12 protein-coding genes and 1 CRISPR repeat array are annotated in these 14701 nt (G+C 37.9%); of the genes, 11 read left to right on the top strand and 1 reads right to left on the bottom strand.

The window, feature by feature from the left end:
* Window positions 1–2: 2 nt before the first annotated feature.
* The 11 genes from cas4 to MSVAZ_RS03175 all read left to right on the top strand — a co-directional run bounded on the left by cas4 (window position 3) and on the right by MSVAZ_RS03175 (window position 13283).
* On the top strand, window positions 3–758 hold the full coding sequence (gene cas4, locus MSVAZ_RS03225; RefSeq protein ID WP_231592401.1) for a CRISPR-associated protein Cas4: 756 nt from the start codon (window positions 3–5) through the stop codon (window positions 756–758).
* A gap of 113 nt (window positions 759–871) precedes the next feature.
* Window positions 872–5597: a CRISPR direct-repeat array (repeat unit 37 nt; unit sequence ATTCGAGAGCAAGATCCACTAAAACAAGGATTGAAAC).
* A gap of 313 nt (window positions 5598–5910) precedes the next feature.
* Entirely contained in the window at window positions 5911–6162 is a 252-nt protein-coding gene (locus tag MSVAZ_RS03220) for a DUF7557 family protein (RefSeq protein ID WP_048109045.1), read from the top strand.
* 1 nt (window position 6163) lies between these two features.
* A complete protein-coding gene (locus MSVAZ_RS03215; protein WP_048117975.1) occupies window positions 6164–6574 on the top strand; it encodes a type II toxin-antitoxin system death-on-curing family toxin in 411 nt (136 codons plus the stop codon).
* A 202-nt stretch (window positions 6575–6776) separates the two neighbouring features.
* Complete coding sequence (locus tag MSVAZ_RS03210) at window positions 6777–7163, top strand: hypothetical protein (RefSeq protein ID WP_157205999.1); 387 nt, start codon at window positions 6777–6779, stop codon at window positions 7161–7163.
* A gap of 59 nt (window positions 7164–7222) precedes the next feature.
* Entirely contained in the window at window positions 7223–7516 is a 294-nt protein-coding gene (locus MSVAZ_RS03205) for a DUF1330 domain-containing protein (RefSeq protein ID WP_048117969.1), read from the top strand.
* A gap of 49 nt (window positions 7517–7565) precedes the next feature.
* The gene (locus MSVAZ_RS03200) at window positions 7566–8132 is read left to right on the top strand and encodes a GNAT family N-acetyltransferase (protein WP_048117966.1); all 567 of its coding nucleotides are present in this window, start codon (window positions 7566–7568) and stop codon (window positions 8130–8132) included.
* Window positions 8133–8480: 348 nt separating this feature from the next.
* Window positions 8481–8609, top strand: a complete 129-nt coding sequence (locus MSVAZ_RS21010; RefSeq protein WP_231592396.1) for a class I SAM-dependent methyltransferase — start codon at window positions 8481–8483, stop codon at window positions 8607–8609.
* A 660-nt stretch (window positions 8610–9269) separates the two neighbouring features.
* Complete coding sequence (locus MSVAZ_RS03190; protein ID WP_048117962.1) at window positions 9270–10085, top strand: class I SAM-dependent methyltransferase; 816 nt, start codon at window positions 9270–9272, stop codon at window positions 10083–10085.
* A 233-nt stretch (window positions 10086–10318) separates the two neighbouring features.
* Window positions 10319–10954 carry a class I SAM-dependent methyltransferase gene (locus tag MSVAZ_RS03185; protein ID WP_048117959.1) on the top strand — a complete coding sequence of 212 codons (636 nt, stop codon included), beginning with the start codon at window positions 10319–10321 and terminating at the stop codon, window positions 10952–10954.
* A 292-nt stretch (window positions 10955–11246) separates the two neighbouring features.
* A complete protein-coding gene (locus tag MSVAZ_RS03180; RefSeq protein WP_048117957.1) occupies window positions 11247–12098 on the top strand; it encodes a UbiA family prenyltransferase in 852 nt (283 codons plus the stop codon).
* Between the two features lie 228 nt (window positions 12099–12326).
* Window positions 12327–13283, top strand: a complete 957-nt coding sequence (locus MSVAZ_RS03175) for an Acg family FMN-binding oxidoreductase (protein ID WP_048123621.1) — start codon at window positions 12327–12329, stop codon at window positions 13281–13283.
* 226 nt (window positions 13284–13509) lie between these two features.
* Here the strand turns inward: MSVAZ_RS03175 and MSVAZ_RS03170 are convergent, their stop codons facing one another.
* On the bottom strand, window positions 13510–13908 hold the full coding sequence (locus tag MSVAZ_RS03170) for a cupin domain-containing protein (RefSeq protein ID WP_048117956.1): 399 nt from the start codon (window positions 13906–13908) through the stop codon (window positions 13510–13512).
* Between the last annotated feature and the right edge of the window lie 793 nt (window positions 13909–14701).

Below are 14701 nucleotides of genomic sequence, written 5' to 3'. Positions count from 1 at the left end.
GTATGACGAATTTTGCTCTCAAAGAAGGTAGCTCTTCTGAGTGTGCGGTAATTGAGCAGCGGGCTGAAACCGGTTGTGAAAAAGATATAACTCCTAAAAATGATCCTGAAAATGATCCTGAAAATGATCCTGATAATGAAGAAGGAACATACATTGAGCCTAATTCTGAAAACGATTCAGGATCAATAATCCGAATTTCAGACGTTCTTGAATACCTTTTTTGCTCCCGTTTTATCTACTATATGTACTGTCTCGACATTCCCCAGCATGAAGAGAAAAGGTTCAAGGTTATTAAAGGACGCGAGGTCCATGAAACAAGGAAACTAACCAACAGGGATTACGTGAGAAAGAAACTTAACTGCATGAGGAAAGATAGCGACGTATTCATTGCTTCAAAACAGCACCATATAAAGGGAATAGTTGATGAGGTGCTTTTTCTTGAAGACGGGACTGCTGCTCCTCTTGAGTACAAATTTGCCGAGTATAAAGACAAGATTTTTAAAACCTATAAGTTTCAATTGGTTTTACAGGCTCTTTTGATCCGAGAAAATTACAGTATTGAAGTAAACCGTGCTTATATCTGTTTCACCCGAAGCAACAGCCTGGTTAAAGAAATGGAAATTACTACTTCTGATTTCAAAAAAGCTGAGAAAATTATTGAGGAAATACTCGATATCGTTCAAAAAGGCTTATATCCCAAAACCACTATCTCTTCTAGAAAATGCGTAGATTGCTGTTACAGGAATATCTGCGTATGAAGAGATTTTTCTTGTATTTATAAAGGGTTTGATAATTTTCCAGCAAGAATTTTAGCCCCAAAAAAGGGCTCATTTCAGGGCTTTTCTAGCCAAATAACGGAAATTTTTGCCCTATTCGAGAGCAAGATCCACTAAAACAAGGATTGAAACTCTGGACAGCAGCGTCTGAGCATATTTATCTTACATTCGAGAGCAAGATCCACTAAAACAAGGATTGAAACTCCATACAGGATACATTATATTCTGTTTAGAATGCTATTCGAGAGCAAGATCCACTAAAACAAGGATTGAAACTTTAGTGTCTGTTCTGTTAGATTTTCGTTTTTTGCGCATTCGAGAGCAAGATCCACTAAAACAAGGATTGAAACATACTGGTGTCAAGGATGAGAGGGGTAATATCTTAATTCGAGAGCAAGATCCACTAAAACAAGGATTGAAACTATTGTTCAATCAGGTTCCATGCTTCTTCATCTGTCAATATTCGAGAGCAAGATCCACTAAAACAAGGATTGAAACAGAAATAAATTAAATTGTTGGGTGGAGAAGCATGGAAAATTCGAGAGCAAGATCCACTAAAACAAGGATTGAAACGGGGAGAGCCGGTGAATTTGTTACATTTGCGTTTCATTCGAGAGCAAGATCCACTAAAACAAGGATTGAAACTACCCTCCTTTACCATGTAGCTTCATCGAATCAATTCGAGAGCAAGATCCACTAAAACAAGGATTGAAACAATGAATTAGTGTAAAAAATGACATTCTCAGCTTCATTCGAGAGCAAGATCCACTAAAACAAGGATTGAAACCCATTTAAACCGCCTTACCATGTATGAGTTTGAAATTCGAGAGCAAGATCCACTAAAACAAGGATTGAAACTGCCTTCTAACGTGTGACCGCCTACTGGTATTGATATTCGAGAGCAAGATCCACTAAAACAAGGATTGAAACTCACATACATTTAACATCTTAGTACTCCCTGTTTTCATTCGAGAGCAAGATCCACTAAAACAAGGATTGAAACTTTGGTACGTGTCCTCATCTATTAGTCCTGAATACTAATTCGAGAGCAAGATCCACTAAAACAAGGATTGAAACAAAACACTTAGTTTTGATAAAACTGTATCTAGAAGAGATGTGTATTCGAGAGCAAGATCCACTAAAACAAGGATTGAAACTTTTCATTGATTAATTTGACACAAGACCTATCTGTAATTCGAGAGCAAGATCCACTAAAACAAGGATTGAAACTTACGTTGAGAACCGCTATCACACTACTTTTGGCCTGATTCGAGAGCAAGATCCACTAAAACAAGGATTGAAACGTGCACACATTCGAATTTAATTTACTTTAACCATTTTATTCGAGAGCAAGATCCACTAAAACAAGGATTGAAACTCAATAAGATTCTGAATTTTAGTAAGGTCATATTCATATTCGAGAGCAAGATCCACTAAAACAAGGATTGAAACAAGGGCTTGATCTGGACAGCGTACCGGTCCCGGATGATTCGAGAGCAAGATCCACTAAAACAAGGATTGAAACTTTTTATTTTATACTCTTACCTCTAAGATAACTATATATTCGAGAGCAAGATCCACTAAAACAAGGATTGAAACTCTGAAGTATAAAACTTATCTTCAGACATTAGAGCTATTCGAGAGCAAGATCCACTAAAACAAGGATTGAAACATCAAAAGAAGTTCCGCGTTCCATCGCGGCTTTGTCATTCGAGAGCAAGATCCACTAAAACAAGGATTGAAACCAAATAATATTGAGGTGTGTAACAATGTTTTCGCTGAATTCGAGAGCAAGATCCACTAAAACAAGGATTGAAACTTACAAATCTGCAAACGCTTCCGTGTATCTGCATTGTATTCGAGAGCAAGATCCACTAAAACAAGGATTGAAACCACTATCCAATTGACTTTCTAAAACTTGCCGGCGTATTCGAGAGCAAGATCCACTAAAACAAGGATTGAAACTGAAGACGCAAATGGTTCGGTTTCGTTGCTTAATGGATTCGAGAGCAAGATCCACTAAAACAAGGATTGAAACGGTTCTCCTATCTATTTTGAGGTTTTTGATAAGGCCATTCGAGAGCAAGATCCACTAAAACAAGGATTGAAACCGATCTCTCATATTACAACACCATATTATATCGCATTCGAGAGCAAGATCCACTAAAACAAGGATTGAAACTTAACTGCATCTTCATATTCAGATTGTGCCTCTGAGACTATTCGAGAGCAAGATCCACTAAAACAAGGATTGAAACTTTCAACTTCGTCATGCGTTCCATCGCATGTATAATCGCATTCGAGAGCAAGATCCACTAAAACAAGGATTGAAACATGGATGCCACAATTAAACTAAAAGCCTACGGAATCATTCGAGAGCAAGATCCACTAAAACAAGGATTGAAACTAGATTGGTAACTTTCATCCTTTTTGGCATACACATTCGAGAGCAAGATCCACTAAAACAAGGATTGAAACTCATACACGTTTACTTTATATTCAGACATTACATTATTCGAGAGCAAGATCCACTAAAACAAGGATTGAAACAAGCCTGCTGTTGTTCCTGCTGTGTTTGCTGTGTGATTCGAGAGCAAGATCCACTAAAACAAGGATTGAAACTGTAAACATAGTGCCCATTTGGATCTACTTCGATATCATTCGAGAGCAAGATCCACTAAAACAAGGATTGAAACGGAGAAGTAGACAGCAGCAGCCTCTTCAACCAGATTATTCGAGAGCAAGATCCACTAAAACAAGGATTGAAACAAGTTAATGAATCTGGAGATGCTGAATTTTATAAATTATTCGAGAGCAAGATCCACTAAAACAAGGATTGAAACATAATGGTCTTAATGTTTCACTTGCTAGAGGTGGGATATTCGAGAGCAAGATCCACTAAAACAAGGATTGAAACTGGCGTAGAAGGGGGAGAACGGGGAGTATATTCAGGATTCGAGAGCAAGATCCACTAAAACAAGGATTGAAACACTAATTCACATTTCAATTGTTCCATTACTTCTTGATTCGAGAGCAAGATCCACTAAAACAAGGATTGAAACTTAGATGAGCAAAAACTCCTATCAGGATTCGAACCTGATTCGAGAGCAAGATCCACTAAAACAAGGATTGAAACTTCCAGCATCTATTCCGACCGATGCGGCGTATATACCGATTCGAGAGCAAGATCCACTAAAACAAGGATTGAAACCGGTGCTTCAGCAGAAAACGCGGCAGAACCGAAAATTCGAGAGCAAGATCCACTAAAACAAGGATTGAAACCGCCGATACCATGAATTTCCTCAATTTTTGAGATGATATTCGAGAGCAAGATCCACTAAAACAAGGATTGAAACTTTCAGATTTCCCATATCCAATGGGCGAAGCCGAAGATTCGAGAGCAAGATCCACTAAAACAAGGATTGAAACTATAGTCTCCTCAAAAATTGCATCCCATTCTCTTTTTTATTCGAGAGCAAGATCCACTAAAACAAGGATTGAAACTCCCTTTGGCTATCATAAGACGTATGGGGAACATGAATTCGAGAGCAAGATCCACTAAAACAAGGATTGAAACATCCGAGAAACAATAAGGATAGAACTTGTTTTTCAAATTCGAGAGCAAGATCCACTAAAACAAGGATTGAAACCACCTAATGAGGGGCATTTAGACCACCCCCAGGCAGATTCGAGAGCAAGATCCACTAAAACAAGGATTGAAACTATTGCAAAACTTGGTGGTGAACCAAAATTCTGTAATTCGAGAGCAAGATCCACTAAAACAAGGATTGAAACTTAATATCATAATATCCTGCTGTAGCTCCTGTTTTTTGATTCGAGAGCAAGATCCACTAAAACAAGGATTGAAACTTGTTTTTGCGGATTCCTTGATCTGTTGTAATTTTTATTCGAGAGCAAGATCCACTAAAACAAGGATTGAAACCTCTTTAAAGTTAATACTACTATGGATTCTCAGGAATTCGAGAGCAAGATCCACTAAAACAAGGATTGAAACGGCTTTTTAGCCAGGAGGAATAAAATTCAATGGATCTTATTCGAGAGCAAGATCCACTAAAACAAGGATTGAAACAAAGGCAAGGCAGGGCACATAGTAGGTTCTGCGTTTAATTCGAGAGCAAGATCCACTAAAACAAGGATTGAAACTAACCTATGACAAATCGGTAAAAATAAAGGGAGTAAATTCGAGAGCAAGATCCACTAAAACAAGGATTGAAACTCGATGACTGCATCTCTTGGAAGCTCAATATTTTTATTCGAGAGCAAGATCCACTAAAACAAGGATTGAAACAAATATATATTTCTTTGATATCCATATTTTGTTCCTATTCGAGAGCAAGATCCACTAAAACAAGGATTGAAACTTAAAAAATTCATTTCTGAACTACCTTAATTTTGAAATTCGAGAGCAAGATCCACTAAAACAAGGATTGAAACGGTTCTCCAAATTGTTTTTTAAGTTCTTCTGCTACTATTCGAGAGCAAGATCCACTAAAACAAGGATTGAAACATCATCTCGTATTGTTCATCAAAGAGCTTTTGCTCAAATTCGAGAGCAAGATCCACTAAAACAAGGATTGAAACTACATCCAGTACCGGAACAGCCATCGTCTAGATAACGATTCGAGAGCAAGATCCACTAAAACAAGGATTGAAACCAGATTTCTGGTATCAGTTCGAAGAAGTTCTTAAATTCGAGAGCAAGATCCACTAAAACAAGGATTGAAACTTCGAAGTCTGCAATGTACATTGTCAAGTCTATAATGATTCGAGAGCAAGATCCACTAAAATAAGGATTGAAACAAATGAACGCATACTTACAAAGAATACTAACAAACATTTTTAGTAAATTCTATTCATTGGTCATCGGTTAAGGAATTTTCTTGTTTGAAAACTATCGATTTTGCATTAGAAGCCGTCCTTAAATTTTGGGCTATTTACGTGAAATCGATACCCTATTCCAGCCCACAACTTATTAAATTATTTAATAGATGTTGAGGAAATCGGTACAATTTTTCACGATTCCCCCCTTAACCGAAGACGCATTAAATTCTATTAGAGTCGATCCTATGTTAAGTTAGATATGTTAATATGCTGTTATAACATATTATAATATATGTCTACCATAGCCATTGACCCAGATGTAAAGGAATCACTTAAAGAATTTAAGATCACAGAAAACGAGTCTTATAATTCCATTATCAAACGGCTCATTGTTAAAGTTAAAGAAACTGCAGAGTATAAACCAATGTTCCCAAAAGAAGAGAACACTGAACGAAGAGAATCACATGTCAAAGATTTCGATGCATGGTTGGATAGGAAACTCATAGAAGACAAAGAGATCTTAGACGCACTCGGAAGAAAGTGATATGTTGATTAGCTTAATTGATGTCTTAAAAATTCATCAACGAGTGATTGACTATGACAAAGAAGAGAATCCTGACGATTATACACCTGCAATTAGATCTCTTGCTACATTAGAGTTAATGTTTGAATATATGATAAAGGAATATAATACCGTTTTTCAAAATGCTGCAATTGTAGTTTATGCCATTGTCTCAAGACATCCGTTTTTTAACGGAAATAAAAGAACGGGATACGAAGCAATGAATTTTGTTCTTGAGGATAGTGGGTATACACTTACATCTACTCCACAAGAAACGATAGAATTTATAGTCAAGATTGCAGCGACTGAAAATGAGATGAAGCCAGCTGAAATTGAAGAATGGATTATTAATCATACCATCAAAAATAATCCAAAAGATTATCTATTTAATTGACCCGTATCATTTCATGCCTGAAAATAATATTCGTGACCAAGAGCCACGAAAACAAGGGTTGAAACCGAGATTTGGTACATTGTGGTCGAACTCAAGCCTGTGATTCGAGAGCAAGATCCGCTAAAAAAAGGATTGAAACTCGAAAAGTATATATCCTGTACTGTGTAATTTTCTTACTTGAAAACAAAATCCACTAAATCAAGTGACTGAAATGGACAAGCTGAGACCCACCTCTTTCTCTCTAAAATACCTCATCTACGCAATACTATCAGTCATCCTTCCGTTTCATTTTCTGGGAAACGCGCTGCCAGCTATCCTGTTACTCGCTTCAATCGCGATGGTGTTTGTGACACTGTCAGTCTTGAATTCAAATTGTGACTATGTTCCTGGAATTGCCTACGCCGGAATCCTCTCTACCTTCTGGTTGATGACTGGAATCATACTTCTTTTGATGGGTGCAATGGATTTGGTACCGGAAATCGAGGACATTTTGGTTGCATGGGACCTGATTAGATTACTTGGTTTGTTTGCGGCAGCACCATTACTATATACTTTCTATCTTGAATATAGGAAGCTCATGTGGATTTGAGAGTAAGATCCACTAAAAAAGGAGTGAAACTTTTACTGCTTTAACAAAAGGAGGAGACGATGAAAAAAACAGTAATGGTTATTCTGATCGAATCTGTGCACGACCCTGTCCGCTATGCCGAATATATTGCAGCGGTTAAGGACATTGTGGAGCAGCACGGAGGCGAATATATAGCACGCAGTAACAAAATCACCGCTTTTTGTGGCACCATTAAGCCGGAACGTTCTATCGTCATCGGCTTTGACTCTCTTGCACAGGCTGAAAATTGTTTTAATTCTCCCGAATACAGAGCTGTCAAGCATCTGCGAGAAGACAGCACAGTATCCAGTGCCTTTTTTATAGACAACGATTAACCTGTCAGGAAAACATTTTTCTTACGGATCAACATACTAAAAAAGAATCATGACAGAACTTGTAAAAACCATCATCGTAACGGAAGATATACGGCTTAAGCAACTGGAACTTTCGGATGCCAACGAGATGTTCACTACCATCGACAGGCAGCGGGATTACCTGGGTAAATGGCTGCCGTTTGTTGCGTTTACCATAGATGTGTCGGACTCGGAGGATTATATCCGTTCGGTGCTTGCTGTCCCTGCCGAAAAAGGGGATTTTGTATTTGTAATCCGGTATAAGGGGGATTTTGCCGGGTTGATCGGCTTCAAGAATACCGATAAACTGAACCGTAAAGCGGAAATCGGGTACTGGCTTTCGGAACCGTGTCAAAAAAAAGGTATCATCACCAGTTCGGTTACAGCCGTGATGCGTTTTGCCTTTGAAGAAATGAATATCAACCGGGTTCAAATAAGATGTGCGGTGGGGAACTTTCCCAGCAAAAGCATACCTCAACGCCTCGGCTTCCGTTTTGAAGGCATCGAACGGGACGGAGAACTGCTAACCGGGAACCGCTTCACCGATATTGAGGTGTATAGCCTGCTGAAAAATGAATTTCTCTCTGCCGGAAATTAGAAACAAAACATGAAACCATCGGCTGTTTTCACATGATTCGTAATACAATGACTTATCCCGGAAGCAACGAAACAAAAGCAGATGCATGGATGGATGAAATAAAGCTATACGGACATGGCCCTGAAAATTGTGATAGTATAGAAATATAATTTTTATGAGAAGTTAAGCTTTACAAAAATTGGGGAATCTAAACTGGACGATACAGGGTTTTATCTTTTTGGTTACGAGAAGAAAATAAATGCAGGGTGAACAGTTTTGAACAATACATGGTCGCGGTGTGTGCAGACAACCCTGGAGCCTTATCGCAGCCGTGAAATGCGTTTTACTGACAGAAATAAGTATCTTTGAATGAACGCAATTGGAGCACAGGATGGCCAGAATATTCTTGAGGTCGGATGTGCCGGAGGTGTGTTCTGTCATAAGTTAAAGCAATATCTTCCCAACATTAAAATAACAGGACTTGATTTTGACACCTGACACGTTTCCTTTGCAAAAAATATCCGCTTAATATAGCCGCATAATACTGTTTTTCAGAGTTGAAGTTACTGAGAATTTGCTGAAAATAAGGAAAAACGAACCTGTCAAGAGGTAGCTTCCACTAAAATAAGGATTGAAACTTTGCATTTCCTCCTTTTCGAAGAAATTTTTCCTGAGCCATAGGTAGTTTCCACTAAAATAAGAATTGAAATCAAGATAATATCTGTTCATTTCTTCCTCCTAATAACCATTCGAGAGCAAGATCCACTAAAATAAGGATTGAAACTGCTATACAGATTTTGTTTTCTTGTTGAAAATAGGCCATATCTTTAACAAAAAAGATTATCATTTTGTAGCTGAAATAAGACTAAGTAAAACGTTTTTTCTCATTTATTTGATTCAATATCAAAATTGGTCATAGTACTTGTATACAAAGGTTGGGTATGTGATCAAGGGATGTTGAAAGCCGGCATAGAAGATGATTGAGTGAAGGCCGGATATGATAACAACATTGATAATTGCTACAAGGAGAACTGAGGTCTGTTATGTTACCTTGTGGAGTCACATATCTGATTCCTCAGGGTTTTTTGTTTCAGGATAGGAGACACACTCTGAGATGAGGGATCAGTCCCTTTAAAATTTAAAAGGAAGGTTTTAAGGATGGAGATATACAGGACAGTGGAAGCATTTTATGATGATAATGTGGAATATGAATGGCAGAGGCTAGAGAGACACCGGATCGAATATGAAATAACACGCAGATATCTGGATATTTACATACCCGAAGAATCAAGAATACTCGATGTAGGGGGAGGACCCGGAAGATATTCTATATATCTGGCTTCACAGGGGCATAATGTTACACTTCTGGACCTTTCTTCAAAGAACATTTTACTTGCAAAGACAAAAGCTGAAGAACAAGGCATACAGTTAGAGAGTTTTATCCACTGTAATGCGCTTGAACTTAATCACCACATAAAAGGTCAGTTTGATGCCGTTCTTTGTATGGGGCCTTTTTATCACCTTACTGATGAGGTTCAAAGACATATCGTAATCGATAAGTGCGTAAATGTTCTGAAACCTGGAGGTATCCTTTTTGTATCATTCATTTCCGCATTTGCACCTATAATTGACATGATAAGAGGAAACCCACATATGATTCTGGATACAAAAGACAGATTATTAGATTACCTGAAGGATGGGACCAATATTGTTTCTGAGGAAAATCCCGGATTCACAGATGCGTGGTTTGAAAATCCAGCAAATATAGAAGATATTATGAAAAAGTATCCACTTGAGAAATTAGTTATTACTGCAATCGAAGGAATGTTGTCGTCGAACGAGAGAACAATAAATAGCCTGCCGGAGGATTGCTTTAATGCATTTATCGAGCTTTCTATGAAACTATCCACAAACCCGATGACATGGGGCAGTTGTGAGCATATGCTCTATATTGGAAGGAGAAGTGAGTCCTGAAAGATATTATATAAAAAGCTGGATCTGAGCTTAAAAAAGCAGTGAAAGGGCTATTCGAAAGCAAGATACACTAAAACAAGGATTGAAACCATTGACTATCAAGACCGTTTACATTTAACAGCCAAAAATTCGCAATCAAGATCCACTAAATCAAATTGAAACAATACACAGATTTTTTGAATTAATAGAGATTAGTATAAAATTTATCTATTTGGACTTATAAGGAGTTAGTTATGAGCGAACTTTCTAGAAAGATGAATCAATGCAGAAAGCCTGCCGGAGAGGCAGGTAAATTGGTTGCGGATGAAATGAATATCAACCATTATGAGCTGACAAGCTGGGGTTTGGGGAAAATAGATATTAAGCAGGATAGTATAATTTTAGATATTGGGTGCGGCGGGGGTAGAACAGTAAACAGGTTGGCCTTACTTGCACCTGAAGGAAAAGTTTTTGGAATTGATTATTCTAATGACTGTGTAAACTGGTCTATCGAATTTAACAAAGGATTAATAGACAGCGGTAAGGTTGAGATACATAACGCAAGTGTAGAAAAAATTCCTTTTGAGGATAACAAATTTGATTGGGCACTGGCGGTTGAAACTGTTTATTTCTGGCCGAACCTTCTTCAAAACTTATCTGAAATTAAAAGGGTTTTAAAACCTTCTGGCAGGATTATGATAATTAACGAAATGTATGCCAGCCAGAACTTTAAGGACAGAAATGACCCGTATGTAAAGGCTGGCAATCTTAAACTACATACACCTCAAGAACTGGAGGAGTTATTAAAAAAGGCCGGATACGTAAATATACAAATACATCTGGTAGAAAATAAAAACTGGATGTGCTGTATAGGAGAAAAAAGTAGCTAATGCCTTGTAGTGCGCCGGATGGATAGAGCCTATAATTAGAAGAGCCTATAATTAGAAGAGCCTATAATTAGAAGAGCCTATAATTAGAAGAGCCTATAATTAGAAGAGCCTATAATTAGAAGAGCCTATAATTAGAAGACCCATATTCTTTAACACATAATTATTAAAAATTTTTTGATTTTTGAGAATAGCCTTTCTCCAAATGCCTTCACATTATCTTGTACATGTAAACAAAAAAAATTAAAAATCCACTCAAAAAAAATTAAAACATTACACTACTTATAATACCTTTATGCTTAGGCCAAAAATTCTGGGGCTATTCCGCTTATTCCGTTTTGAACTGCCATTTACTGCTGGAGTGTGCGTGATACTGGGGGAGTTACTGGCATTAGGTGCACTTCCTACCACAACTGAAATTGTATTGGGGTTTCTAAGCATTTTTTTCATTTCGGCTACGGCTCTCATCCTTAATGACTACTTTGATCTTGAAATTGACAGAATAAATGCGCCAGAAAGACCACTTCCAGCAGGTCTTGTTACTGAGCAAGAAGTCGTTTTACTCTCCATTGTTGTGGCAATACTTGGACTTATCACAAGCTACCTGATTAGCTTAGAGGCCTTATTAGTAGCCATTCTGGTCTGGGCAGTTGGTTTGCTTTACAACTGGCGGTTCAAAAAAGCGGGTCTTATTGGAAATCTGATGGTCAGCTTTTCAGTAGGCATGACTTTTATTTTTGGTGGTATAGCAGTAAACAAACCATTTGAAATAATAGTCTGGTTTTTTGCGGTTATAGTAATGCTTGTAGATTTAGGAGAAGAGATCGCGGCAGACGCTATGGATATTGAAGGCGATAGTCAGGCAGGATCTCATTCCTTAGCCCTGGAACTTGGCCGCGAAAAAGCATTGAAAATAAGCGGAGCGGTTTTCTTACTGGTGGTTTTTGCAAGCAGCTTGCCGTTTTTTCTGGGCTGGCTAGAGCGGATTTATCTGTTTCCCATTTTACTAATAGATATAGTAATTCTGTACTCAACAGGTAAATTGTTAGACTCAAAAACCGCAAACCGGCGAATTTATATTCGCTGGATATACCTGACTGGATTAATAGCATTCATAATTTTCATAATCATTCGGATGGTAAAGTGAAAGTATTGCGGAAGTTTGATTCCAAGCCTCTAAACACCGCACTCACCGGAGAATTACGAAAATTTGCCCACAAACCGGGGATTCTGCCCCAGCCGTAAATTAGGCATCTGGTGGTTTTTCCCATTTTTCTTTTCCGTTTATCTTTCCCTTTTCATCATTGCTGGAAGAAATATAAAAATAGTTAAACCCCTCTTTATAAATATCTTATACACCATTGCAGGTGAACCGATGCCAGATATGACAGCACTTCTACATCACGCAGTTATGGCTCCTTCGGGGCACAATACACAGCCCTGGAAGTTCAGGATAAAAGAGAATACAATTTTTATTTATCCAGAGATCTCAAGGAGACTCCCGGTTGTTGACCCCCTGGAAAGGGAGCTATATATAAGCCTCGGATGTGCACTGGAGAATCTGGTAATAGCTGCCGAGCATGAAGGGTACAGAGCACTGGTGGGATACTCTTTTGAGGACGGGGCTATTTCTGTAAATCTAGAGCTTGCAGAAGGTAAAGCCAATAATGACTGGCTTTTCAATGCTATCCCTATAAAGCAGAGTACTCGAAGACAATATGATGGAAGACCTATTCCTGGAGCTGATATGGAAAGGCTTGCATCACTGCCATTAGAGCAGGGAGTGTCGGTGCTTTTTGTGACTGAACCGGAAAAAATAGAAGGGATAATAGAGCTTGTTAAGGAAGGCAACAGCATACAGATGAATGACCGGGATTTTATGCAGGAACTGATTTCATGGATAAGATTCAACGAGGCCGAAGCAAACAGATATCGTGATGGTCTTAGCTCAAAGGCCATGGGAAACCCGTCATCGCCTCGCTTCATAGGGAAACTATTCATGAAATTCTTTTTGAATGCTAAGGGCCAATCGAAAAAGGATGAAAAACACATCAGAAGCTCGTCTGTGTTGATGGTCTTACTGTCGGAAAACGATGATATCAACTCCTGGATCAATACAGGGCGAAGTTTTGAAAGGCTGGCATTATGTGCCACAGCTCTTGGTATCAAAAACGCCCACATAAATCAGCCGTGTGAAGTGCCGGAACTCAAAAAGACGTTACAAAAGCTATTGTCCGCAGGCAACATGCACCCCCAGCTTTTACTACGCCTGGGATATGCAGAGTCTCTTCCCAGATCTCTGAGAAGACCTGTGTCCGAGGTTATAATCTGAATATCGCCCGGTTAATAGGTAATGTTCGAGCCGACTTTCGGCAGATCGACATTTCATTTTCAAGATGTGTCGGTAGAGTTGAGCCACACGTTAACCAGCATTAAACCTCACATAAAGTAAGTGAATGTTCAAAAAAGAGATTAACAAAAAAGAGAAAAAAATACAATTTTTATAAAAAACAAAGTATTTTAGATTCGATTATCAATGGCCACTGCAGAATAAACTGTTATTCCGTAGTTACTCCATCGAATTCCGCTTCATTGGCTTCGGCTTCTTCTTTTGTCGCACGCACGATTCCGTCCTTGTGGTGCGCCGGTGAATAGATTGTATAGAGTTTCAGCTCCTCTGTTTCCGAAGTATTGATGACATTGTGCTGAGCACCGGCCGGCACAACTACTGCAACGCCGTCACTTAGTTCGTATTCGTTACCGTCAATTATGCACTTCCCCTTCCCCTGCTCAAAACGGAAAAACTGGTCGTTTTCCTCATGCACTTCCATCCCGATTTCTTCCCCGGGCTTGAGGCTCATAAGTACCAGCTGGCTGTGTTTTGAGGTATAGAGTACCTTGCGGAAATTACTGTTTTCCAGAGTGGCTTCTTCGATATTTATAGAAAATCCTTTCATATATTTTCATTTATAGTTATTTGTATATAAGAGTATTTGAGAGCAAGGTTTACTAAATATATACCTTGTAAGAGATTAAAAATATCATTTGCATAACTTTAACCTAAATTTCTTATTTATGTTCCTGAATAAAATTCCTTAAAATCGATATTAAAAAAGTAATAGAGTTCAGAGTTTAACAAAAGCACATCTCCTTTTGCTGGTGTACCAAGAAAACAAACGATAATATCAAAAAAACAAACGATAATATTAAAAAAACAAACGATAATATGACTCAGTACCAAAATCTAGTGATGAATGTAAAGTTCAAAATCATTGGACCTTGTAATTAGTCACAATCCTTGTGATACGACTTAAGAATTGAAGTCTTTAGATATCGAATATTGGTTTTGATGATAACTGGATTCTTCTTGCGAATTCAGATTTTCAATCCAAAAATGCAAAAATCACTAGATTTTGGAACAGAATCGATAATATTAAAAAAAGATATAAGTATTGATGGGCCTTTCGAGTTAAAATTTAAAACTAAATCTCAGGCAAGAACCGCATTAATAGTGTTTTTCCTATGTGGAATGTCTTCTTTTGCGTATCTCATAATTAACTTTGCAAAATTTTAAAAATTATATCTACGGATTGGTCAGGTTTGTCATAAGCTGGTTTCTGATGCTTGAAATTCTGTGAACAATAAAAGGAATATCTAAAAACTCAATGAAATGTTTCCATTATTTAGCCCAATTTAACAATTTACCGTCTGATAAATTATATCAAAAGATTAATATACTTGTAAATGCTA

The organism is Methanosarcina vacuolata Z-761, from assembly GCF_000969905.1.
In the GTDB taxonomy this organism is placed as follows: Archaea; Halobacteriota; Methanosarcinia; order Methanosarcinales; family Methanosarcinaceae; genus Methanosarcina; species Methanosarcina vacuolata.
This window is presented reverse-complemented; position numbering and strand designations above follow the sequence as displayed.